Annotated in this window: 14 protein-coding genes; 6 read left to right on the top strand and 8 right to left on the bottom strand. The window is 74.0% G+C overall.

Features of this window, described 5'->3' with window-relative positions:
• Positions 1 to 332 precede the first annotated feature (332 nt).
• Positions 333 to 761, bottom strand: coding sequence for an Rv3235 family protein (locus tag ACIQGQ_RS07665; RefSeq protein ID WP_402391924.1), 429 nt, complete (start codon positions 759 to 761; stop codon positions 333 to 335).
• Between the two features lie 291 nt (positions 762 to 1,052).
• Here ACIQGQ_RS07665 and ACIQGQ_RS07660 point away from each other — a divergent pair, with 291 nt between their 5' ends.
• Both ACIQGQ_RS07660 and ACIQGQ_RS07655 read left to right on the top strand, forming a co-directional pair.
• The gene (locus ACIQGQ_RS07660) at positions 1,053 to 1,559 is read left to right on the top strand and encodes a DUF6912 family protein (RefSeq protein WP_402391921.1); all 507 of its coding nucleotides are present in this window, start codon (positions 1,053 to 1,055) and stop codon (positions 1,557 to 1,559) included.
• A gap of 114 nt (positions 1,560 to 1,673) precedes the next feature.
• On the top strand, positions 1,674 to 2,345 hold the full coding sequence (locus ACIQGQ_RS07655; RefSeq protein ID WP_402391919.1) for an HAD family hydrolase: 672 nt from the start codon (positions 1,674 to 1,676) through the stop codon (positions 2,343 to 2,345).
• Between the two features lie 39 nt (positions 2,346 to 2,384).
• On the opposite strand, the gene ACIQGQ_RS07650 is transcribed toward ACIQGQ_RS07655, so the two are convergent.
• Positions 2,385 to 2,954: a DJ-1/PfpI family protein gene (locus tag ACIQGQ_RS07650; RefSeq protein ID WP_352273643.1), complete on the bottom strand. Its 570-nt coding sequence runs from the start codon at positions 2,952 to 2,954 to the stop codon at positions 2,385 to 2,387.
• A gap of 421 nt (positions 2,955 to 3,375) precedes the next feature.
• Here ACIQGQ_RS07650 and ACIQGQ_RS07645 point away from each other — a divergent pair, with 421 nt between their 5' ends.
• Positions 3,376 to 8,370, top strand: coding sequence for an NAD-glutamate dehydrogenase (locus ACIQGQ_RS07645; RefSeq protein WP_402391915.1), 4,995 nt, complete (start codon positions 3,376 to 3,378; stop codon positions 8,368 to 8,370).
• A gap of 65 nt (positions 8,371 to 8,435) precedes the next feature.
• Here ACIQGQ_RS07645 and ACIQGQ_RS07640 read toward each other — a convergent pair whose 3' ends face one another.
• From ACIQGQ_RS07640 to ACIQGQ_RS07620, 5 genes are all read right to left on the bottom strand, one after another.
• Positions 8,436 to 9,572 carry an FHA domain-containing protein gene (locus ACIQGQ_RS07640; protein ID WP_402391913.1) on the bottom strand — a complete coding sequence of 379 codons (1,137 nt, stop codon included), beginning with the start codon at positions 9,570 to 9,572 and terminating at the stop codon, positions 8,436 to 8,438.
• Positions 9,573 to 9,756: 184 nt separating this feature from the next.
• On the bottom strand, positions 9,757 to 11,508 hold the full coding sequence (locus ACIQGQ_RS07635) for a protein kinase (RefSeq protein WP_402391910.1): 1,752 nt from the start codon (positions 11,506 to 11,508) through the stop codon (positions 9,757 to 9,759).
• Positions 11,509 to 11,596: 88 nt separating this feature from the next.
• Positions 11,597 to 12,610, bottom strand: a complete 1,014-nt coding sequence (locus tag ACIQGQ_RS07630) for a serine/threonine-protein kinase (protein WP_402391908.1) — start codon at positions 12,608 to 12,610, stop codon at positions 11,597 to 11,599.
• Positions 12,611 to 12,804: 194 nt separating this feature from the next.
• The gene (locus tag ACIQGQ_RS07625) at positions 12,805 to 13,605 is read right to left on the bottom strand and encodes an ABC transporter ATP-binding protein (protein ID WP_402391905.1); all 801 of its coding nucleotides are present in this window, start codon (positions 13,603 to 13,605) and stop codon (positions 12,805 to 12,807) included.
• Positions 13,598 to 14,542: an ABC transporter permease gene (locus ACIQGQ_RS07620; protein ID WP_402391903.1), complete on the bottom strand. Its 945-nt coding sequence runs from the start codon at positions 14,540 to 14,542 to the stop codon at positions 13,598 to 13,600. Before ACIQGQ_RS07620 ends, ACIQGQ_RS07625 begins: the two co-directional genes overlap by 8 nt.
• Before the next feature lie 135 nt (positions 14,543 to 14,677).
• Between ACIQGQ_RS07620 and ACIQGQ_RS07615 the strand changes: the two genes are divergently transcribed.
• Together ACIQGQ_RS07615 and ACIQGQ_RS07610 are read left to right on the top strand one after the other, a co-directional pair.
• The gene (locus ACIQGQ_RS07615) at positions 14,678 to 15,283 is read left to right on the top strand and encodes a TetR/AcrR family transcriptional regulator (protein WP_392279380.1); all 606 of its coding nucleotides are present in this window, start codon (positions 14,678 to 14,680) and stop codon (positions 15,281 to 15,283) included.
• A 131-nt stretch (positions 15,284 to 15,414) separates the two neighbouring features.
• Positions 15,415 to 16,674: a prealbumin-like fold domain-containing protein gene (locus ACIQGQ_RS07610; RefSeq protein ID WP_402391900.1), complete on the top strand. Its 1,260-nt coding sequence runs from the start codon at positions 15,415 to 15,417 to the stop codon at positions 16,672 to 16,674.
• A gap of 47 nt (positions 16,675 to 16,721) precedes the next feature.
• On the opposite strand, the gene ACIQGQ_RS07605 is transcribed toward ACIQGQ_RS07610, so the two are convergent.
• A complete protein-coding gene (locus ACIQGQ_RS07605; RefSeq protein ID WP_402391897.1) occupies positions 16,722 to 20,219 on the bottom strand; it encodes a CDP-glycerol glycerophosphotransferase family protein in 3,498 nt (1,165 codons plus the stop codon).
• Between the two features lie 299 nt (positions 20,220 to 20,518).
• On the opposite strand from ACIQGQ_RS07605, the gene ACIQGQ_RS07600 reads away from it, so the two are divergent.
• The gene (locus ACIQGQ_RS07600; protein WP_402392016.1) at positions 20,519 to 22,486 is read left to right on the top strand and encodes a glycosyltransferase family 2 protein; all 1,968 of its coding nucleotides are present in this window, start codon (positions 20,519 to 20,521) and stop codon (positions 22,484 to 22,486) included.
• The last annotated feature ends 170 nt before the right edge of the window (positions 22,487 to 22,656 follow it).

Raw genomic sequence — 22,656 nt, 5'->3', positions numbered from 1 at the left:
CCCGGGGGGGGGGGGCCCATGGCGAACACGCGGGGGGGCGGGCGCCCAAAGATGTGTGGGGTTCACCGGCCCCCCCCCCCGCGCCGGGGGGGGGGGGGGGGGGGGCCCCCGGATCGGGGCCGGGGCCGGACGCGTGCGTAACGCGTCCGGCCCCGGCTTCGTCGCGTTCCGGGGTGGGACCGGAGGGTGCCCCGGGGCCGGAGGCGGGGCCTTCAGGCCGTGGCCCTGCGGCCTCTCCCGGGAGGAGCCCCCTCCGGGGCCCGTGTGCGCCTTCCTGGGCCCGGAGGGGGCCCGTACGGGCCGGGTGTGCCGTTCCGTCGGCGGGCGGGCGGTCAGCGGGGCGGCGCGGCTACCGGGAGGCGTTCGCCGCCCAGCTCCACCGCCGCGCAGCGCCAGCGGAGATCGCTGCCCTGCTCCAGGCGGAAGGCCATGGCCCGTACCTGCTCGCCCGCGGCGATGCTGGCGCAGGCCTCCACCACCCCGGGGGCCGGCTGGGCGCCGTGGCACATGCGGACGACGGGACGCGCCCCGCGGGCGCGGAGCGGGGTGTGCGGGGCCAGCTCGGCCAGCTGGTCGTACGCCTCGCCGATGGTGTGCCCGAGCATCCAGTGCACCGGGCGCCGGCCGCTGAGGACCGCCAGAAGACGCTCGGCGAACCAGTCGTGCGGGCGTAAACGCCGGGTCGGCCGGGTCCGCTGCGGCGGTACGGCGGGCCTGCGCTGGTCGTGGCGGCCGCCGGGCCTGGTCCTGTTCGTGCTCATCGATGATCGCCCCCGTGCTTCAGAGGCCCGGATGGATACCGGGCGGTAACTTCTGCTGGGGACCTTGTACGGCGACGGCCGGGTGGCCGCAAGCCGCGTCGGCGTGCCGGGGCCGACCGGGAGGTATCACCTATCCGGGTGGTGCGCCCGGGGGCGGGCGGGGCGCGGGGCGGGTGCGGGGAGGGTGAGGGACGGTCGCCGGGTGGACGGGACGACGGTGGTGCGGGTGACTCCGAAGGGGGACGTCGCACGTATCCTGAGGGCGTTTCCGACTACGAAAGCGGCCCGGCCATGCGCGTGTACGTCCCCCTGACCCTGTCCGGTCTCGCCGCGGCGCACGGGGCGGGCGAGATCGGCCCCGGCCCGCTCACCGCCTACGCGGTGACCCCCGCACTGCGCGAGTGGTACGTCTCGGACGACATCGAGGAGCTGGAGTACGCGGCGCTCAACCGGGCCGCCTCCGCCTCGCTGCGCATGATCGCCCGGTACCCGGACGCGGTCCGCAGGCGCGTCGTCGTGGCCGTCGAGGTGCCGGACGGCTCGGCCGTCGCCGACCCGGACCACGCCTTCGACCCGTCCTCGCTCGGCGAGGTGCGGATCGCCGCGCCCGTGGCGCTCGCCAGGGCCGCCGCGGTGCACGTCGACGCGGACGACGCGACGAAGGACGTCACGGCGGCGGCCGCGGCGCTGGGCGCGGCGGACCTCGGGGACGACGACGCGCAGTTCGTCGTGGACGGCGCCGAGGACCACGAGCTGCTGTGGTTCGGCATCCAGGAGATCCCGAACCTGATCGGCTGAGCACCCCTGGCGGGGCGGGGCGGGTCGCGGACCCGTCCTCGTCGCACGGCCCGCGGGGCGGTGGTTCGGCCTATCGTCGAACGGATGTCGTACCCGGCGGGTATTTTTCTCCGTATGGGGACGCACGGGAACCACCGCACGCATCTGGTCTGGGACTGGAACGGCACGCTGTTCGACGACAACGTCGCGGTCGTCGGCGCGACGAACGCCGCGTTCGGCGAGGTCGGGCTGGAGCCGATCACGCTGGAGCAGTACCGCGAGATGTACTGCATACCGATCCCGCGCTTCTACGAGCGGCTGATGGGCCGGATGCCCACGGACGCCGAGTGGGAGCGGATGGACGGGATCTTCCATCAGTACTACACCGAGCAGCGGGGCGCCTGCGGGCTGACCGAGGGCGCCGAGGAACTGCTCGCCCAGTGGCGGCTGGCCGGGCGCAGCCAGTCCCTCCTGAGCATGTACACGCACGACGACCTGGTTCCCGTGGTGCGGGGGTACGGCATCGAGAGCCACTTCCTGCGGGTCGACGGGCGCACCGGCCCGTCCGGCGGCAGCAAGGCCCGCCACATGGAGCGGCACCTCGCCGCGCTGGACGGGATATCCCCCGAGCGCACGGTGGTCATCGGTGACGCCGTGGACGACGCCGTGGCCGCCGCCCATGTCGGGGCCAGGGCCGTCCTGTACACGGGCGGGTCGCACAGCAGGACCAGCCTGGAGGCGGCCGGGGTGCCGGTGGTGGACAGTCTGGCCGAGGCCGCGCGGCTCGCCGAGGAGCTGGCCGGGTAGAGCCCCGGGCGGGGGCCCGGCCCGCCGGGCGCCGGGGAGTCAGTCGGTGACCGGCGCCTTGGTGCGCAGCACCTTGAGGAACTCGCGCATCCACGCCGAGTGGTCCGGCCAGGCCCGGGAGGAGACCAGCGTGCCGTCGACGACCGCCTCGTGGTCCTCGAAGGCGGCGCCCGCCGTCTGCATGTCGGGCTCCAGCGCCGGATAGGCGGTGACCCGCCGCCCGGCCAGCGCGCCGACCGCGGCCGTCATCAGCGGGCCGTGGCAGATCTGGGCCACCGGCCGGTCCGAGTCGAAGAACGCCTTGACGATCTTGCGGAGCTCCCCGTCGTTGCGCAGGTACTCCGGCGCCCGGCCGCCCGGCACGACCAGCGCCACGTACTCCCCGGGGTCCACCTCGGAGAAGGCCAGGTCGGCGGGCCAGGTGTAGCCCGGCTTCTCGGTGTACGTGTCGAAGCCGGGCTCGAAGTCGTGGACCACGAACCGGAGGGTCTTGCGGGCCGGGGCGGCGATGTGGACGTCGTACCCCTCCTCGCGCAGCCGCTGGTAGGGGTAGAGGACTTCCAGCGACTCGGCGGCGTCGCCGGTGACGATCAGGATCTTCGGTGCCATGACGGGGCTCCCGCGGTTCGTCGGCCTGGTGCGCGTACCCATGCGTACCCGCATGCGTACCTACGTGTACCCAGAGTGCGGCACCGCGCCCCCGCGCGCTGTCCAGAGTGTCAAAGTTCCGACGCATCTTTTTACACAAACGGCTCGTGACGGTCACCGGGGCGGGCGATATAGCCTGGACCCGTGATCAGCGCGATATGCCTCGGGGGCATCGAAGCCCCCGGCCTGCGCCCGGAGTGCCACCGCACCCGGGCCGTCGCTGATTCCCGCCACACGGACCGACTGTCAAAAATGGCCAATATGGTCCCGGGCGTCTCTCATAGCGGCATAGCGTCGATCCCGACCGGATACCCCGTGTCGTGGCGGTACGTCGCTTTTCTCACCTACGTCACGCAACGGCGCGCGACAGGAGTCAGAGGACATGCAGACCAAGCTGGACGAAGCCAAGGCCGAGCTGCTCGAACGGGCCGCCAAGGTAGCTGACAACAGTCCGGGTGGTGGTGTCGGCGGGCCGGGCGGAAGTTCCCCGGTCCGTGTCGCGGGCACCGGGGACGCGCAGGAACGCCCCGGGCGGGACGTGCTCCTCTCCTACCTCCAGCGCTACTACCTGCACACCGCTCCCGAGGACATCACGGGCCGTGACCCGGTGGACGTCTTCGGTGCCGCCTCGTCCCACTACCGCCTCGCCGAGACGCGCCCGCAGGGCACGGCGAACGTCCGGGTGCACACCCCGACGGTCGAGGAGAACGGCTGGACGTGCAGCCACACGGTCGTCGAGGTCGTCACCGACGACATGCCGTTCCTGGTCGACTCCGTCACCAACGAGCTGTCCCGGCAGGGGCGCGGCATCCACGTCGTGATCCACCCGCAGGTCGTCGTACGCCGTGACGTCACCGGCAAGCTCATCGAGGTCCTCACCGAGGGCGAGGGCGTCACCGCGAGCCGCATGGGCGCCAAGGACGCGAAGGCCCGGCTGCCGCACGACGCGCTCGTCGAGTCCTGGATCCACGTCGAGATCGACCGCGAGACCGACCGCGCCGACCTCCAGCAGATCGCCGCCGACCTGCTCCGCGTCCTGTCCGACGTACGGGAGACCGTCGAGGACTGGGAGAAGATGCGCGAGGCCGCGCTGCGCATCGCCGACGACCTGCCCGGCGAGCCGCTCGACGGCCTGGGCGACGACGAGGTCAACGAGGCCCGCGAGCTGCTGCGCTGGCTCGCCGCCGACCACTTCACCTTCCTGGGCTACCGCGAGTACGAGCTGAAGGACACCGACGCGCTGGCCGCCGTCCCCGGCACCGGCCTCGGCATCCTGCGCTCCGACCCGCACCACAGCGTCGACGAGGCCCACCCGGTCAGCCCCTCCTTCGACCGGCTGCCCGCCGACGCCCGCGCCAAGGCCCGCGAGCGCAAGCTGCTCGTCCTCACCAAGGCCAACAGCCGCTCCACCGTCCACCGCCCCAGCTACCTCGACTACGTCGGGGTGAAGAAGTTCGACGCCGAGGGCAACGTCATCGGCGAGCGCCGCTTCCTCGGGCTGTTCTCCTCCGCCGCCTACACCGAGTCCGTGCGCCGGGTGCCCGTCATCCGCCGCAAGGTCGCCGAGGTGCTGGAGGGCGCGGGCTTCTCGCCCAACAGCCACGACGGCCGCGACCTGCTCCAGATCCTGGAGACCTACCCCCGCGACGAGCTCTTCCAGACGCCCGTCGACCAGCTGCGCTCCATCGTCACCTCGGTGCTCTACCTCCAGGAGCGCCGCCGGCTGCGGCTCTACCTGCGCCAGGACGAGTACGGCCGCTACTACTCCGCGATCGTCTACCTGCCGCGCGACCGGTACACCACCGGCGTGCGCCTGCGCCTGATCGACATCCTGAAGGAGGAGCTCGGCGGCACCAGCGTCGACTTCACCGCCTGGAACACCGAATCGATTCTCTCCCGGCTGCACTTCGTCGTCCGGGTCGCCCCCGGCACCGAGCTGCCCGACCTCACCGACGCCGAGGCCGACCGCATCGAGGCCCGGCTCGTCGAGGCCGCCCGCTCCTGGGCCGACGGCTTCCAGGAGGCGCTGGGCGCCGAGTGCGGCGAGGAGCGCGCCGCCGAGCTGCTCCGCCAGTACGGCCACTCCTTCCCCGAGGGCTACAAGGCCGACCACTCCCCGCGCGCCGCCGTGGCCGACCTGGTCCACCTCGAAGCGCTCAAGAAGGACGCGAAGGACTTCGCCCTCAGCCTGTACGAGCCGGTCGGCGCGGGCCCCGGCGGGCGCCGCTTCAAGATCTACCGGACCGGCGAGCAGGTCTCCCTCTCCGCCGTGCTCCCGGCCCTCCAGCGGCTCGGCGTCGAGGTCGTCGACGAGCGCCCGTACGAGCTGCGCTGCGCGGACCGCACGCACGCCTGGATCTACGACTTCGGGCTGCGGATGCCGCAGGCCGTCGGCAACGGCAACTACCTCGCCGACGACGCCCGCGACCGCTTCCAGGACGCCTTCGCCGCCGTGTGGACCGGCGAGGCCGAGAACGACGGCTTCAACACGCTGGTGCTCGACGCCGGGCTGACCTGGCGCCAGGCGATGGTGCTGCGCGCCTACGCGAAGTACCTGCGCCAGGCCGGCTCCACGTTCAGCCAGGACTACATGGAGAGCACGCTCCGCAACAACGTGCACACCACCCGGCTGCTGGTCTCGCTCTTCGAGGCCCGGATGTCCCCGGAGCGGCAGAGCGCCGGCACCGAGCTGACCGACGGCCTCCTGGAGGAGCTGGACGGCGCGCTGGACCAGGTCGCCTCGCTCGACGAGGACCGCATCCTGCGCTCCTTCCTCACCGTCATCAAGGCCACCCTGCGCACCAACTTCTTCCAGCTGGGCGAGGACGGCACGCCGCACGGCTACGTCTCGATGAAGTTCGACCCGCAGTCCATCCCGGACCTCCCGGCGCCCCGCCCGGCCTTCGAGATCTGGGTCTACTCGCCGCGCGTCGAGGGCGTCCACCTGCGCTTCGGCAAGGTCGCCCGAGGCGGTCTGCGCTGGTCCGACCGGCGTGAGGACTTCCGTACCGAGATCCTCGGCCTGGTCAAGGCGCAGATGGTGAAGAACACCGTCATCGTGCCGGTCGGCGCCAAGGGCGGCTTCGTCGCCAAGCAGCTCCCGGACCCGGCCGCCGACCGCGACGCCTGGATGGCCGAGGGCATCGCCTCGTACCGCACCTTCATCTCGGCGCTCCTCGACATCACCGACAACATGGTGGCCGGCGAGGTCGTCCCGCCCAAGGACGTCGTCCGGCACGACGAGGACGACACCTACCTGGTCGTCGCCGCCGACAAGGGCACCGCGAAGTTCTCCGACATCGCCAACGAGGTCGCCGTCGGCTACGGCTTCTGGCTCGGCGACGCCTTCGCCTCCGGCGGCTCCGCCGGCTACGACCACAAGGGCATGGGCATCACCGCCCGGGGCGCCTGGGAGTCCGTCAAGCGGCACTTCCGCGAGCTGGGCCACGACACCCAGACCGAGGACTTCACCGTCGTCGGCGTCGGCGACATGTCCGGTGACGTGTTCGGCAACGGCATGCTGCTCTCCGAGCACATCCGCCTGGTCGCCGCCTTCGACCACCGGCACATCTTCCTCGACCCCACCCCGGACGCCGCCACCTCCTACGCCGAGCGGCGCCGCCTCTTCGAGCTGCCCCGCAGCTCCTGGGCCGACTACGACAAGGACCTGCTCTCCGCGGGCGGCGGCATCCACCCGCGTACCGCCAAGTCGATCCCGGTCAACGCCCACATCCGCGAGGCGCTCGGCATCGAGCCGGGAGTCACCAAGATGACCCCCGCCGACCTGATGCAGACCATCCTCAAGGCCCCCGTGGACCTGGTGTGGAACGGCGGCATCGGTACGTACATCAAGTCCTCCGCCGAGTCGAACGCCGACGTCGGCGACAAGGGCAACGACGCGATCCGCGTCAACGGCGAGGACCTGCGGGCCAAGGTCGTCGGCGAGGGCGGCAACCTCGGCGCCACCCAGCTCGGCCGGATCGAGTTCGCCCGCGGCGGCGGCCGGATCAACACCGACGCGATCGACAACAGCGCCGGTGTGGACACCTCCGACCACGAGGTGAACATCAAGATCCTGCTCAACGGCCTGGTCCGGGACGGCGACATGACCGTCAAGCAGCGCAACAAGCTGCTCGCCGACATGACCGACGAGATCGGCCGCCTGGTGCTGCGCAACAACTACGCGCAGAACGTGGCGCTCTCCAACGGCACCTTCGAGTCCGCCTCGCTGCTCCACGCCCACCAGCGCTTCATGCGCCGCCTGGGCCGGGACGGCGACCTCGACCGCGGCCTGGAGTTCCTGCCCAACGACCGGCAGATCCGCGAGCTGCTCAACGGCGGCAAGGGGCTCAGCCAGCCCGAGCTGGCCGTGCTCCTCGCCTACACGAAGATCACCGTGGCCCGCGACCTGATCCGGACCAGCCTGCCGGACGACCCGCACCTCCAGCAGCTGCTGCACGCCTACTTCCCGGCACAACTGCGCGAGCAGTTCCCCGAGGCGGTCGACGGGCACGCGCTGCGCCGCGAGATCATCACCACCGTCCTGGTCAACGACACGGTGAACAGCGGCGGTTCGACCTTCCTGCACCGGCTGCGGGAGGAGACCGGCGCCTCGATCGAGGAGATCGTCCGGGCGCAGTTCGCGGCCCGCGAGATCTTCGGTCTCGGCCAGGTCTGGGACGCCGTCGAGGCGCTCGACAACAAGGTCGCCGCCGACGTCCAGACCCGCATCCGGCTGCACTCCCGCCGGCTCGTCGAGCGCGGTACGCGCTGGCTGCTCGGCAACCGGCCGCAGCCGCTGGAGATCGCCGAGACGGTCGACTTCTTCCGGACGGGCGTCGAACAGGTCTGGGGCGAGCTGCCCAAGATGCTGAAGGGCGCCGACCTGGAGTGGTACCAGTCGATCCTGGACGAGCTCGGCGAGGCGGGCGTCCCGGACGAGCTGGCCCAGCGGGTCGCCGGATTCTCCTCCGCCTTCCCGGCGCTGGACGTCGTGGCGATCGCGGACCGCACGGGGAAGGACCCGCTGGCCGTCGCCGAGGTGTACTACGACCTCGCGGACCGGCTGGGCATCACCCAGCTGATGGACCGGATCATCGAGCTGCCGCGGTCCGACCGCTGGCAGTCCATGGCCCGCGCCTCCATCCGCGAGGACCTGTACGCCGCGCATGCCGCGCTCACCGCGGACGTGCTGTCGGTCGGCAACGGCACCTCGACGCCCGAGGAGCGGTTCGAGGACTGGGAGGAGAAGAACGCGGCGATCCTGACCCGGTCGCGCTCCACCCTGGAGGAGATCCGCAGCTCGGACGCGTTCGACCTGGCGAACCTGTCGGTCGCGATGCGGACGATGCGCACGCTGCTGCGTACGCACGCCTGATCCCGTGCGGAGGGGCGGTCACCGGACTCCGGTGGCCGCCCCTCCGGCGTTCCCGGGCGGGGCCGTCAGCGCAGGCGGGTGTCGCCCGCCGCCTCCGGCGGGAGCGGCGGGCGGCTCTGCCACGACCGGGCCAGCTCGGTCGGGAAGCGGCGCCCGCTGCGGGCCAGGACCACCCCGTCGACCAGTTGGAGCTCGTCCCCGCCGCGGTACTGCCGCTCGTCGTCGCCGAGCCGCCGCCACGGGCCCGGACCCGCCTTCCCGGCCGCCGAGCGCCACCGGGTGCCGTACGTGCTGCGGTCGCGTACGTGGACGATGCCGCCGGTCACCCGCAGCTCGACATGGGTGCGGCTGAGCCCGGCCGTGTGCCGCTCGGGAACGAGCCCGTGCAGGGACAGCCCGCCCTCGCCCGGCGCCCGGCCGACCTTCACCGTCGAGCCGTCCTCCAGCGTGAACCGGGCCGTCAGCACGCCGTCCACCAGCAGTTTCAGCTGAACGGTCAGGGTGCGCGGGCCGACGTCGACCAGCCGGCCGCCGTGGGCCTGGCAGCGCGGTACGCCCTTGATCACGCGCGGCAGCAGGGCGGCGGTGCCCCGGCGGGTGTCGTAGAGCGTGCAGCGGTCGTCCACGCAGCGCCAGTCCCGGCCGACCACGTCCAGGCGCGGGGAGCGGCCGGTGTCGAGCAGCCCCATCTTCTTCAGCACGTCGTCCTCCATCTTCCGGGAGATGGCCGGTGCGCCGGCCACCTCCAGATCGACGGGGACCAGCCGTACGGTGCCGCCCGGGGCCGGGACCGGCTCCAGGAAGTCGTCCGTGTTGCCCTGGAGCCAGGAGTGGGTGTCGCGGTGGCCCCGGAAGCGGTCGCCGGTGATGACCGGGATGCCGGTGTACTCGCAGAGTTCGAGGAGGCGGTCGTCGGCGTCCGGCAACTCCTCCATCAGGCCGAGCGACGCCCAGCGGCCGAGCCGCCGTACGTCGTCGGGGTCGGTGAACTCCCGCCGCCCGCCATCCCGCAGGCTCGCGTCGGCGACCAGGTACAGCTTGACGTCCGGGTCGCGGGCCAGCTCCTTCGCGGCGTCCAGGACGAGCCGCAGCCGGTGCAGCGAGCGCGCGCCGGGCCCGCCCAGCGCGCGGTGGCGCACGACGTTGGAGAGGTCCACCAGGAAGCAGGCCGTCTCGAAGTCCGTGGTGAGGTGCTCTTCCATTACGGGTCGCCTTCCGGGAAGTCCCCTCATCGGGACGGGCACTTCCCGAAGAGGGGTCGACGGCACATGAACCCTGACACGGGTGCGATGGGACCGACGTTCTCGACGGCCCCGGAGTTCCGGCGGGCGCAGGAGCGGTCGCGCGCTCCCGCGGGACGGCGGGCGGGGACGGGAGACGTGGTGCCTACCGCTGCCGCCAGAGGGTGAGTTCGGTGAAGTAGTCCGGCAGATCGTTGGTGGAGCGCCTCTCCACCTTGGTGATCTTCAGCATGGCGAGGTTGCGGTCGGACGTCACGGTGCACAGCCGGGTGCCCACCGGGAGGGTGCGGCCGAGCTGGAGTTCGCCCTCCTCGATCTCGGACGGAAGCACGTCGGACTGTGAGCCCTGAAGGCACTGCTTGGGGGTTGCTCCGGTGCTCTTGCCCATCGGCGTACGGAAGGTCCATCTGCCGCCCGACACCTCGCTCAGCTCCAACTCGTCGTCGCTGTCGGTGAATTCTCCGGGGCCCGACACCCTCGGCTCGTCGAGGTCGATGCCGATGACATTCGGCTCGGCGGGTGCCCGCAGGGCGAACGGCCGGTCCTTGAAGATCACCTCGTAGCCGCTCTGCTGCGTGGGGGTGGTGGTGTCCGACGGCTGCCGGTCCTGGTCGGGCCCCGGGGACGAGGGCCGGTCGTCGCGCTCGGTGTCGCTGGTCGGGGTGGAGTCGCGCGCGGTGTCGTCGCCCTTGTCGTTGCCGTGAGTGGCGATCACCCACGTCCCCGCGACCAGCAGCAGCGCCACCCCGGCGGCCACCACGACCCGCACCGGTCCGCGGGACTTCGCGGCGGGTGCAGCTGCCGGCGCCGGACCGTACACGGGAGGGTGCCGGGGGACGGTGGGCACGGTGGCGCCGGGAGGCATGCCGGGGGCGCTGGGTGCCTGGGTCGTCCCGTATCCGGATCGGCCGTCCGGCGGGACCGGGGCGCCGGGGACGGTGGTTCCGGCCGGTGGCGGAACCGTGCCCGGCGGATAGGTGGGCTGGGCCGCCGGGTCCGTGGGGAGCTGCGCGGCCCGCTCGCGCTCGGCGATCAGGGCGGTGAGCGGCGCGGGCAGCCAGCCGTCGAACTCCTGGAGCGGCCGTCCGGCGGCCCGCTCGCACAGGGCGGCCAGCTCGGCGGGGGCGATGCGCGCGCCCGGGTCGGCGGTGAGGCAGCGCTCCAGCAGCGGGCGCAGCTCGTCCGGGTAGCCGTCCAGCCGGGGCGGGCGGTGCTCGGTGTTGGCGATCTGGGCGGCGACGGTGAGGGCGCCGCCAGCCCCGTACGGGTGCCGTCCGGTCGCCGCTACGGCCGCGATCAGCCCCAGCGAGAAGACGTCCGTGGCCGGGCCGACCGGCTCGCCGAGGGCGTGCTCCGGCGACATGAACTGCGGTGTGCCGATGACCCCGCTGCCGGTGAGCTGGGTCGCGTCGGCGGCGCGGGCGATCCCGAAGTCGATGACGTACGGGCCGGTGGCGCCGAGCAGGATGTTGCCGGGCTTCAGATCGCGGTGGACGACCCCGGCCGCGTGGATGGCGACGAGTGCCCGCGCGGTGCAGCCGACGAGCTGGAAGACGGCGGTGAGCGGCAGCGGGCCGTGTGCCCCGACGGCCGCCTGGAGCGCCAGGCCGGGCACGAACGCCGAGGCCAGCCAGGGGAGCGGGCCGGAGGTGTCGTGGTCGACGACCGGCACCAGGTGGTAGCCCTGGACGCGCCGGGCGGACTGGACCTCCTGCTCGAACCGGCGGCGGAACTCCGGGTCGTCGCCGAACTCGCGGCGGATCAGCTTCAGCGCGACGGCCTGGCCGCCCCGGGTGTGCGAGAGGTAGACGGTGCCCATGCCGCCCTCGCCGATCCGGGCGAGCAGCCGGTAGCCGGAGATCTCGCGCGGATCCCGCGGGCCAAGAGGTGCGAGCACGTCGCCGCCGCTGGTACTGATGAGAGCCTCCCCCGCTCGTCACTGCACATCTGCGGAACGAGAATACGGCAGCCCGCGAACCGTCAAATCAGCTGTGCGGAGAGGGATTTCCTCGCACCCGGCGGTTCCATTCGGCCGCCATCGGATCGCGCACCGTCGGCACGTACGTGGGGGTGTACCCGGACGGGCGCGGCCGGGTCGCCGCCTCGATCCGGCCCACGGCGGCGGCCATCGGATCCGGCAGCCACCCGGTGAACTCCCGCAGGCCGGGACCGCCGAGCCCCTCCCGGCACACCTCCGCGACCTCCCGGGCGGACGGGCGGTCCTCGGGCCGGGCGGCCAGGCAGCGCGCCAGCAACTCCCGCAGCGGCGAGGGGTGGTGGTCCAGCTCCGGGGGCTCGCGGTCGGTGCCCGCGATCCGGATGGCGAGGGCGAGGCCCTTGCCCCGCCCGTACGGATGGAGCCCGGTGGCGGCCTCGGCGGCCAGCAGTCCGAGGGCGAACACGTCGGACGCGGGTGTGAGCGGCCGGCCCAGGGCGTGTTCGGGCGACATGTGGGAGGGGCTGCCGACCAGCCGCCCCGCCGTGGTGAGGGTCGGGTTGTCGGTCGCCCGCGCGATCCCGAAGTCGAGGAGCCAGGGGCCGCTCGCGGCGAGCAGCAGGTTGCCGGGCTTGACGTCCCGGTGGATGACCCCGGCGGCGTGGACGGCGTCCAGCGCGGTGGCGAGGCAGCCGGTCAGCCTCAGGACCGCGGTTGTGGGCAGCGGCCCGTGCGCGGCCAGCACCGCGTTGAGTGGGAGGCCGGGGACGTAGTGGGTGGCCAGCCAGGGGCGTTCGCCGTCCGCGTCGTGGTCGACCACCGCCACCAGGTGGTAGCCGGAGACCCGGCGGGAGGCGGCCACCTCGCGGGCGAACCGGGTCCGGAACTCCGGCTGGCACGCGTGGTCCCGGCGGATCACCTTCAGGGCGACGGGGTGGCCGCCGCGGGTGTGCGAGAGGTAGACGGTGCCCATGCCGCCCTCGCCCACCCGGCCCCGCAGGACGTAGCCCGCGACCTCCCGGGGGTCGTCCGCCCGCAGCGGCCCGGGTATCCCGTCCTGCATGTCTTCCCCCGAACTCCTCGACCGCCCGGCTCCGTCCCCCCGGCGCCGGGGCCTGCCGTCGAACTCGCCGTGTGCGTCGGGCCTAAGGGCCTGCCGGGAAATAACTTGCTCTCGAACACCCTGACTGAGCTGGAGTGTCAAGAGCCAGAACACGCAAGTTATTTCCCGGCAGGCCCTTAGCGCGGCAGCGGAGTCTACCGTTTGGCCGGGCTCTTCTTGCCGGAGGTGAACCGCTCGTACGCCGCGACGACCTCGTCCGCCGGGCCGTCCATCCGCAGGGTGCCCGCCTCCAGCCAGATCGCCCGGTCACAGGTCTGAAGGATCGACTTGTTGCTGTGGCTGACGAGGAAGACCGTGCCGGCCTCCTCGCGGAGTTCGGCGATCCGCTCCTTGCTGCGCCGCTGGAAGCGGGCGTCGCCGGTGGAGAGCGCCTCGTCGATCAGCAGGACGTCGTGGCTCTTGGCGGCGGCGATGGAGAACCGCAGCCGGGCGCCCATGCCGGAGGAGTACGTGCGCATCGGCAGGGTGATGAAGTCGCCCTTCTCGTTGATGCCGGAGAACTCGACGATGCCCTGGTAGCGCTCCTGCACCTGGGCCCTGGTCATGCCCATCGCGAGGCCGCCGAGCACCACGTTGCGTTCGCCGGTCAGATCGCTCATCAGCGCCGCGTTGACCCCGAGCAGCGAGGGCTGGCCCTGGGTGTGGACCCGGCCCCGGGTCGCGGGCAGCAGTCCGGCGATGGCCTTGAGCAGGGTCGACTTGCCCGAGCCGTTGGAGCCGATCAGCCCGATGGCCTCGCCCCGGTACGCGGCGAAGCTGACGCCCTTCACGGCGTGCACCTCGCGGACGCCCGGGACCTGGCGGCGCGAGACGATCCGGCTGAGCGCCGAGGTCGCGCTGCCCCGCCCGGTCCGGGCGCCGTTGACCCGGTACGTGATGTGGACGTCGTCCACCACGACGGTGGGGATCCGGGTGTCGTTCGTCGTCTCAGCCACGTCCGTACCGCTCCTCCGCCTGCCAGAAGTACACGAATCCGCCGATGCCGCAGACCAGCGCCCAGCCGGTGGCGACCGCCCAGACGTGCGGCGGGAGGTGGCTCGCGCCGAAGCTGTCGATGAGCGCGAACCGCATCAGGTCGATGAAGACGGCGGCCGGGTTGCACTCCAGGACCATCACCACGGCGTGCGGGACGCGGTCCCCCTGGAGCATCCTGTCCACGCTCCACATCACGCCCGAGGCGTACATCCAGGTCCGCAGGATGAACGGCATCAGCTGGGCGATGTCCGGGGTCCGGGCGGCCAGCCGCGCCACCACCATGGAGACCCCGGTGTTGAACAGCGCCTGGAGGAACAGCGCCGGAACGGCGAGCAGCCAGGACGGCCGGGGGTACTGCCCGAAGCCGATCAGGATCGCCACCAACGCGGCGAGCGAGAACAGCAGTTGCTGGAGCTGTTGCAGGGCCAGCGCGATCGGCAGCGAGGCGCGCGGGAAGTGCAGCGCCCGTACGAGGCCCAGGTTGCCGCTGATCGCCCGGGTGCCCGCGGTGATCGAGCTGCTGGTGAAGGTCCAGATGAAGACGCCGGTGACCAGGAACGGCACGAAGTCCTCGACGTCGCGCTTGGTGTTCATCAGCACGCCGAAGATGAAGTAGTAGACCGTCGCGTTCAGCAGCGGGGTCATGATCTGCCAGATCTGGCCGAGCTTCGCCTGGCTGTACTGGGCGGTCAGCTTGGCGGTGGCGAACGCCGTGATGAAGTGCCGGCGCCCCCACAACTGCCGTACGTACGCGGGCAGTGAGGGGCGGGCGCCGCTCGTCGTGAGGCCGTGCCGCGCGGCGAGCGCGGCGAGCTCGCCGGGCGCGTACACCGGGAGGGGGGTCGGTACGGGGCTGTCGGCGGGCGGGGCCGCCGGGGCTGCTGTCTGGCTCACCACGATCGCTTTCGAGGAAAGGGGTGGGGAAGGGGGAGTCTTTTCGACGGGACGGGACCGTATCGTCGCAACGCCGAGGGTAGGACGTGCTCACGTCGCAACGCAACCGTTCCGTCGTAACGGACTATGATTTCCGGCATGACCACCGACCCGCGCCCCCGCCGCCGCGCCCCCGCCGGAGCCGCCGTCCTGCGCGAGGACGTCACCGACGCGATCCGCCGAGCCGTCTTCGAGGAGCTGGCCGCGGTGGGGTTCGCCCGGATGTCGATGGAGGGGATCGCCCGGCGCGCGGGCGTCGGCAAGACCGCCGTGTACCGCCGCTGGAAGTCCAAGCTGGCGCTCGTCCTCGACCTGGTCTCGGCCGTCGCCGTCCAGGGCATGCCCGCCCCGGCGACCGGCTCGCTCCACGGGGACGTCCGGGCCGTGCTCGAACTCGCCGCGTACGCCCTGCGCCACCCGGTCGCCTCGCAGGTCATCCCGGACCTGCTGGTCGAGGCGGCCCGCAATCCGGAGATCGCCGACACCATCAAGGCCGCCCTGCTCGACCCGCAGCAGGGCATCGCCGCCGTGGTCGTCCGGGACGCCGTGGCCCGGGGCGAGCTGCCCGAGGGCAGCGACCCCGACCGGGCGCTGGACCTGATCGTCGGCCCGCTCTACTGGCGGCTCGCCGTCGTCCGCACCCCGCTCCCCGCGGGCTACCTCGACGAACTGGCCACCGCCGCCGTCGCCGCCCTGCGGAGCTGACCGCCCCGGGCCGGTGCGCCCGGTCCCCGGCGAGGCAGTCCGGTGAAGGAACGCGGCCGTTCAGGTCGCGCCGCCGTGCCGCTGCCGCCGCCTCGCCCGGGTACGGGGGCCGCCATGCATACGTTGCGACCATGACACTTCCCCGTACACGCCTCGCGGGCGCGGCGCTGGCGGTCTCCGCGGCGCTGCTCCTCACGCCCTCGGCCCCGGCCTTCGCGACCGGCTCGCCGACCGCACGACAGGCAGGGTCGCGGACCTTCGTCTTCACCGGCGCCCCCGAGTCGTTCACCGTCCCCGAGGACGTCTGCTCGCTGTCCGTCACCGCGTTCGGAGCGGCCGGCGGCACCGGCCAGTACGACGTACCGGGCGGCGGCGGTGCCGAGGTGGCCGCGACCCTGGACGTGACGGCGGGGCAGGTGCTCACCGTCGACGTCGGGGGCGCGGGCCACGGCGGGGCCGACCCCCTCGCACCCACCCTGGGCGGCCACGGGGGCGGCGGCATGGGCGGCGCCTACCGGGTGGACGGCGAGATCAGAGGGATCGCCGCCGGCGGCGGAGGCGGTCGTACGGTCATCAGCAGCGGGGCGGTCCCGCTGATCGTGGCGGGCGGCGGAGGCGGTGGGGGCGGGTCCTTCTTCTCCTCGGCCATCGGCGGCGGGAGCGGCGGCAGGACCGGCGAACCCGGCACCGGACTGCCCGGGGACGACGAGGGCAAGCCCGGCCGGTCCGGCGGAGAGGGCGGCCAGGGCGGCATCAACGTCCCGAGGCCCGATCCGAACGGTCGGAACGGCTCGTCGGCCGTGGGGCCGGTCGGCGGACGCGGCGGCGACAACACCGGCGACCCGCACGGCGGCGTGGGCGGCGGGGGCGGCGGCGGGGCGACCGGCGGGGGCGGCGGCGCCGCGTCCCCCACCGACCACAACAGCGGGGCCGGAGGCGGCGGCGGATCCAGCACCGGGCCCGCGAACGCCACCTTCGTCACCGGGGCCCGCCGGGGCGACGGCGAGGCCGTCCTCCAGTGGGAGCCCTGCCCCGTCCCGCCCGGCCGGCTGACCGTCACCAAGACCGACGAGGAGACCGGGCAGCGGCTGCCGGGCGCGGTCTTCCAGCTGTGGCGGGAGACCAACGGCATCGACGGGCTGCAGACCACGGGCCCCGACCCCGACACCCGGATCGGCGGCGCCTGCGCCACCGACGCACAGGGCCTGTGCGCCTTCGGCGACCTGGAACCGGGGACGTTCTACCTGGAGGAGACCGCCGTCCCCGAGGGGTACGAGCTGCCCGGGGACCCCGTCACCGGCCCCCTGGAGCTGACCGAGGCCCACCCCGAGCTCACCACCACCGTCGCCAACACCCGGCCCGAACCCTGCGAGGGCAAGAGCTGCAAGTGACCCCGGCCCGGCCCGGGAGGCGCCCGCCTCCTGGGCCGGACCACCGCCTACTCGGCCAGCAGCCGGTCCGCCACCCGGGCCGCCGCCGAACCGTCGTCCAGATCGCAGAAGTCCCGGCGGAAACTCCCGTACGCCGCCGCGTGGCGCGCCGCCGACGCCTCCAGCGCGCCCCGGTCCCGCAGCAGCGCGGCGATCTCCCCCGCACCGGCGAGCAGCGGGCCCGGCGCGCGCTCCTCGAAGTCCAGGCAGAAACCGCGCACCGTGTCGCGGTAGTGCGTCAGATCGCTGGTGTGGAAGACCATCGGCCGGCCGGTGAGCGCGAAGTCGAACACCAGGCCCGAGTAGTCCGTGATCAGCACGTCGGCGATCAGCAGCAGCTCCGCCGTGTCCGGGTGCGCCGACACGTCGAGGACGTCCGGCCGCTCGGGCACGCTCCCGACCACCCGGGGATGGCGGCGCACCAGCACCGTGTGGACACCGCCGACGTGGCGCGCCAGCACGGCCGGGTCCAGCGCCGGGGCCCAGCGGTAGTGGGGCCGCCCGCCCGGCCCCGGGCCGGGGTGGATCAGCTGGTCGCGGTAGGTCGGCGCGTACAGCACCACCCGGCGGCCGTCCGGGATGCCGAGCCTGCGCCGCACCCGCTTCGCGATCCGGTCGCGGTCGGCCGAGAAGAGCAGGTCGTTGGCGGGGGAACCGGCCTCCAGCACCTCGCCCCGGTAGCCGAGCGCGTGCCGCAGCAGCCCGGTGGCGTGGCTGCTGGGGGAGACCAGGACCGACCACTGGGCCGAGCGGTGCGCCAGGGTGGCGAGCTCCAGATGGTCGGCGTACGGGGTGCCGGCCAGATCCGTGCCGAAGCGGCCGAGCGGGGCGCCGTGCCAGGTCTGCACCACGGTCTGGCCCGGCCGCCGCTCGAACCACTCGGGCAGCTGGTCGGCGGTGACGATGCGGCGGCACCGCGCCAGCGCCTCGTACCAGGCGGTGCTGTGCTCGACGACGGGGACGGCGGTCGGCGGGACGTTTCTGTGTACGCCGTCGGTGACCCAGAGCTGTTCCGAGGCCACGCCCCGGCGCAGCAGCTCGGCATGGACGGCGCGCGGGGAGTCGCCGCCCGTGTACAGCACCGCGTCCCGCATCGGCATCGCGCGCCGCGACGGGTAGTGGCGCCCGCGCAGCTCCGCCCCGCGGTACGCGCCCCGGTCGCCCGGCGCCAGCACCGGCCCGGCCAGCACCGCCAGCCGGTCGTCCGAGCAGCGGTCCAGGGCGAACTCCCGCCCCGGCACCAGCGCCCCCGCCACCGGCCCGCTCCGGCGCAGTGGCAGCCGGGCGGCGAGCGAGGTCAGCACCCGCACCGGCCGCCCGCCCAGCGCCGCCTCCCAGTGCCCCTCGCGCAGCCCGGCCGCGACCGAGGGCGCGAGGAACGCGGTGAACCGGCGCCCGCCACCGCCCCCGTCCCGCGCCTCCCCGTGGGTGACCGGCACCGACACCGTCTCCCGCAGCACCGCGTGCCGCAGGACCAGCCGGTCCGGCCCCTCCTCCTGGCGTAATCCGGTCCCGGCACCGGTCACCCCCTCCACCCGCAGAGCCCCGTCCGGCGTCCACACCGCGGCGTCCACGAACGGCTGCCCGCTCAGGTCCAGCACCAGCTCGCCCATCGCGTCCGCCACCACCGGCGGCGCCGACTCCGGGGCCGCCGCGAGCGGCACCCGCGCCCCGTCGGCCAGCACCAGCCGGGCCCGCCACCGCCCGAAGGGCTCCGGCTCCACCTCGCGCGGCGCCCGGTGCGGGGCCGGGGGCACGGCCGCCATCCCGGCCAGATCGGCGAGCGGGACGCGCACCGTGAAACGGCCGTCCGGGCGGCACTCCACCGGGTGGCCGAACTCCTGGTCCTCCACCCCCTCGCAGCTCAGCACCAGGGCCGTGGGCCGGGTGTCCCCGTACAGCCGGCCGGTCAGCTCCAGGTCGCGGCCGAAGCGGTGGTACTCGCACCGGGCGGGCAGCTGGGCCAGGGTCAGCCGCAGCCGCCCGTCCGGGTGGTCGAGCACCGCCCGCCGCCCGTCGCCCAGGTCGTGGACGAGCGGCAGGCCCGCCGCCGGCCCGGCCGCGCGCACCGCCACCCGGCGGGCCGTGCCCTGCGCGGCCACCATCATCCCCACCAGCCAGCCGCCCGGCCGCAGCCGGCGCGGATCGAGCGTCATCTCGAAGCCCGCGTGCTGGTAGCCGTGCACCTGCTGGCCCGATTCGACGGTCGCCTCCGGGGCGGGCACCCCGCGCACCGGCACCGTCCGCAGCTGCTGCCCCCGGGTCGCCCGCACCATCCCCACCCGCATCGACTGGCGCGGCGAGGCGGCCGGCAGATTGCGGACGTACGCGTAGCCGCGCAGCCGCAGCTTCCCGTCCTCGCTCCACCGCGCCTCCGATAGCCGCGCCACCGCCGGGAGGTCGGCCCGGGTCAGCCGGGCGGTGTCCGGGACGGCCGGGAAGACGGCCTGCCGCCGCCCCGGCACCCCGCCGACCGTGAACGTCCCGGCCCCGTTGCCCCGTTCGAAGGCGAGCAGCTCCAGCAGGTCCGGCAGCCGCCGCTCCTTCACCAGCTGCCACTTGACCCTCAGCTCCACCGGCAGCTCGTGCGCCACTCCCCGGTCCGCGCGGCCCGCCCCGTCCATCCGCTCCATCCGGTCCAGGAACGCCCCGGCCCCCGCCATGAACGCCTGCCGGTACCCCGCCCCGCCCAGCGGCAGCTCCTCCAGGAGACAGGCGAAGTCGTCGCGCAGGCACGAGAGGTCGTAGCGGCGCCGGGCCGCCGCGTTCGCCACCCCGCCCCGGCCCGCCAGGAACGCGCTGACCTGCTCGCACGCCGCGATCCTGTCCCGTACGTCGGGCGCGTCGGTGCGCCGCCGCACCGTCCGGCCCTCCCGGAGCCGCCAGTAGTGGACGTGCTCGTGCAGTACGTCCACCGCACTGGCCAGATAGTGCGCCGGAATGATCACCGGGGGGTCCTCGTGGGACCGGCCCTCCGGGAAGGCGAAGCCGTGCCGGTCCCAGAACGAGCGGCGGAACACCTTGTTCCAGGACGGGCGGTCGGCGAGCAGCCTCGGCTCCCGCCCGATGTGCGTCCGGGCCCGGCTGTCGGTCATCCAGCGGTACGGGCGGGCCTGCTGCCGCCCCTGCTCGGTCAGCCACCACACATTGCCGGTCGCCAGGTCGGAGCCGGTCGACTCCAGCGAGGCCAGCATCCGCGCGTAGGCGTCGTGCACGACGATCCCGTCGCCCCCGGCGAACGCCAGGTACGGCACGCCCGGCGTGGTGAACCGCACCCCCGTGTTGCGGGCCGCGCCCGGACCGCCGCCGGGATGGCAGATCCGGCGGAAGCGCCGGTCACGGGCGGCGAACCCCTCGGCGACCGCCGTGCCGCGCTCCGTCGCGCCGTCGTCCACCACGACCACCTCGATGTCCGTGACCGACTGCTCGGCCACCGAACGCAGGCAGTCCTCCAGATGGTCCGCGTGGTGGTGGACCGGGACGACGACACTGAGGCGCGGCTTCATGCACGGACAACACGGGCGAACGCCCCGGGTCACCGGCACTGACCCGAACGGGTGACGGCGCGAAAGGCGCGAGGTTGCCGCGCGACCGCGCCCGGCCGATGCGCCCCGATGGGCCGAGGGCCACGTCACCCGTGCGCCACGGCGGTTCCGGGGGCGCGCGGAGCCGGTCCGGGACGGCAACCGGGGCGCCACCGGCATCACCCGTTCGGGAAAGACCGCCACCCCTCGGTGGTGACCCCCGGGCCGCCGCGGGGTTGAGAGGTACGGACCCCAGGCCCCGAGGAACGGACGTGCCCGCCATGCCGCCACGGCTCAGTGTCGTCGTACCCGTCCACAACGTCGCGCCCTGGCTGACGGAGTGTCTGCGGTCCCTCGCGGAGCAGACCCTGGCCGATCTGGAGGTGGTCGTCGTCGACGACGGGTCCACCGACGACAGCGCCGCCCTGGCCGCCGCCTTCGCCGCCCGGGACGGCCGGTTCCGGCTGGTCAGCCAGGGCAACGGCGGCCCCGGGCACGCCCGCAACACCGGCGTGCGCCACTGCGACCCCGGCGCCCGCCACCTCGCCTTCGCCGACGGCGACGACGTCCTGCCGCCCCACGCGTACGAACTGCTCACCGCCACCCTGGACCGGACCGGCTCCGACCTCGCCACCGGCCAGGTCCTGCGGCTGACGGCCGACGGCGCGCTCGGCCCCGCACCCGGCCCCCGGCGCGCCCCGGCCGCCACCCGGCTGCGCACCCACATCTCCCGCCACTGGGAGCTGGCCGCCGACCGTACCGTCTGCAACAAGGTCTTCCGCCGCTCCTTCTGGGACGAGCACGCCTTCGCCTTCCCGCCCGGCACCCGCTCCGAGGACCTCCCCGTCGTGCTGCCCGCCCACTTCCTGGCCCGCGCCGTCGACGTACGGGGCGAACCCGTCCACCACTGGCGCGAGCGGGACACCACCGGCCGGCCCGCCGACGTACGCGGCCTCCAGGACCGGATCACCCAGCTGCTGACCGTCTCCGCCTTCCTCGACGAGCACCGCGGCCCCGAGGACAAACGGCGCTACGAGACCCATGCGCTCACCCACGAGCTGGCCCCCTTCATGGCGGCGCTCCCCGAGGGCGACGAGGCGTACCGGCGCGCCTTCCTCACCTACGCCAACGAGTTCACCGACCAGGTCGACCCGGCCGTCCTCGGCGCCCTGCCGCTGCCCGCCCGGCTGCTGTGGCACCTGGTGCGCGAACGGCGGACCGGCGAGCTGCTGGCCCTGATCGCCGACGAGCGGGCCGAGCCGGGCGCGTTCACCGTCCGGGGCACGGTCCGCCGCACCGCCCGCTACCCGGCCCTCGTCCGGCCGGTCCCCGGCCCCCTGCTGCGGCTCGGCGCGCGGGACCTGCCGTTCACCGCCCGGCTGCGCGCGGCCCACTGGCGGGACGGCCGCCTCCACCTCACGGGGGACACCCACCTCCCCGGCGGACCGGGGCCCGGCGGCGTCCGGACCGGCTGGCTCCGGGCCGCGCACCACGCACCGGTGCCGCTGCGGCTGCGCACGGACCGGACGCCCGGCCGACACCCGTACGGCCGGGACCGCGCGGCCTTCGAGGCCGTCGTCGACCCCGCCCGGATCCGCCCCCGCCCCGGCGGCCGCGAACGGACCTCCTGGTACCCGGAGATCGGCCTCGCCGGCCCCGGACTGCTGCGCCGCGCCGCGCTCACGGCGGACCGCCCGACGCCACCGCCGCCCGTCCACCGCCCCGACGGCGACCACCGGATCGTGCCCGCCTTCGACGACGACGGCGCGCTGGTGCTGCACGCCGAGCGGATCGACGCCCGCTTCGAGACGCACCGCGCGGGCACCGCCGACGACGCCACCGCCACCGTGGTCATCGACGGAATGGTCCGCGACGGCCTCGGCCCCGGCCCCCTGCGCCTCACCCTCACCCACCGCCCTTCCGGCACCGTCCTCCACCGCCCCGTGACGGTGCACGACGGAGCCGTCCCCTCGGCGGCGGGCTGGCGGCGCTTCACCACGGACCTCCCGCTCGCCGCCCTCGCCGCCGCCCGGCCCGCCCCCGCGCCCGGGGCCGACCGCGCCCGGCTCCCGTACCGGCTGCGGCTCGTCGGGCCGGACGGCCGCCGCACCCCGCTCGACGTTCCCGGACCGGTCCTCCCCGGCGACTACCCGCTGGCCGGTGACGACGACGGGCCGCGCGCCCTCGGCCTGGCCGCCGGGGACCGGGGCGACCTGCTGATCGACGACCACGCGGTACGGCCGCACTGAGCCGGATTCAGGAACCGCCCGATTCCCGCGCCACAAAGCCGCCGTAAGGAATTCATAAGGACGCCGTAAGGGATTCACGAGGGACGGACCCTGGATTCCTTTCCGCGCCGCACTGAACCATTCGGGTGACGCTCACCGTGCGGGAATGCGGACGTCCAGTGCATTCACGT

This window comes from Streptomyces sp. NPDC092952, assembly GCF_044754785.1.
In the GTDB taxonomy this organism is placed as follows: Bacteria; Actinomycetota; Actinomycetes; order Streptomycetales; family Streptomycetaceae; genus Streptomyces.
Note: the sequence above shows the minus strand (reverse complement) of the source record. Positions and strands in the feature narration are given on the sequence as shown.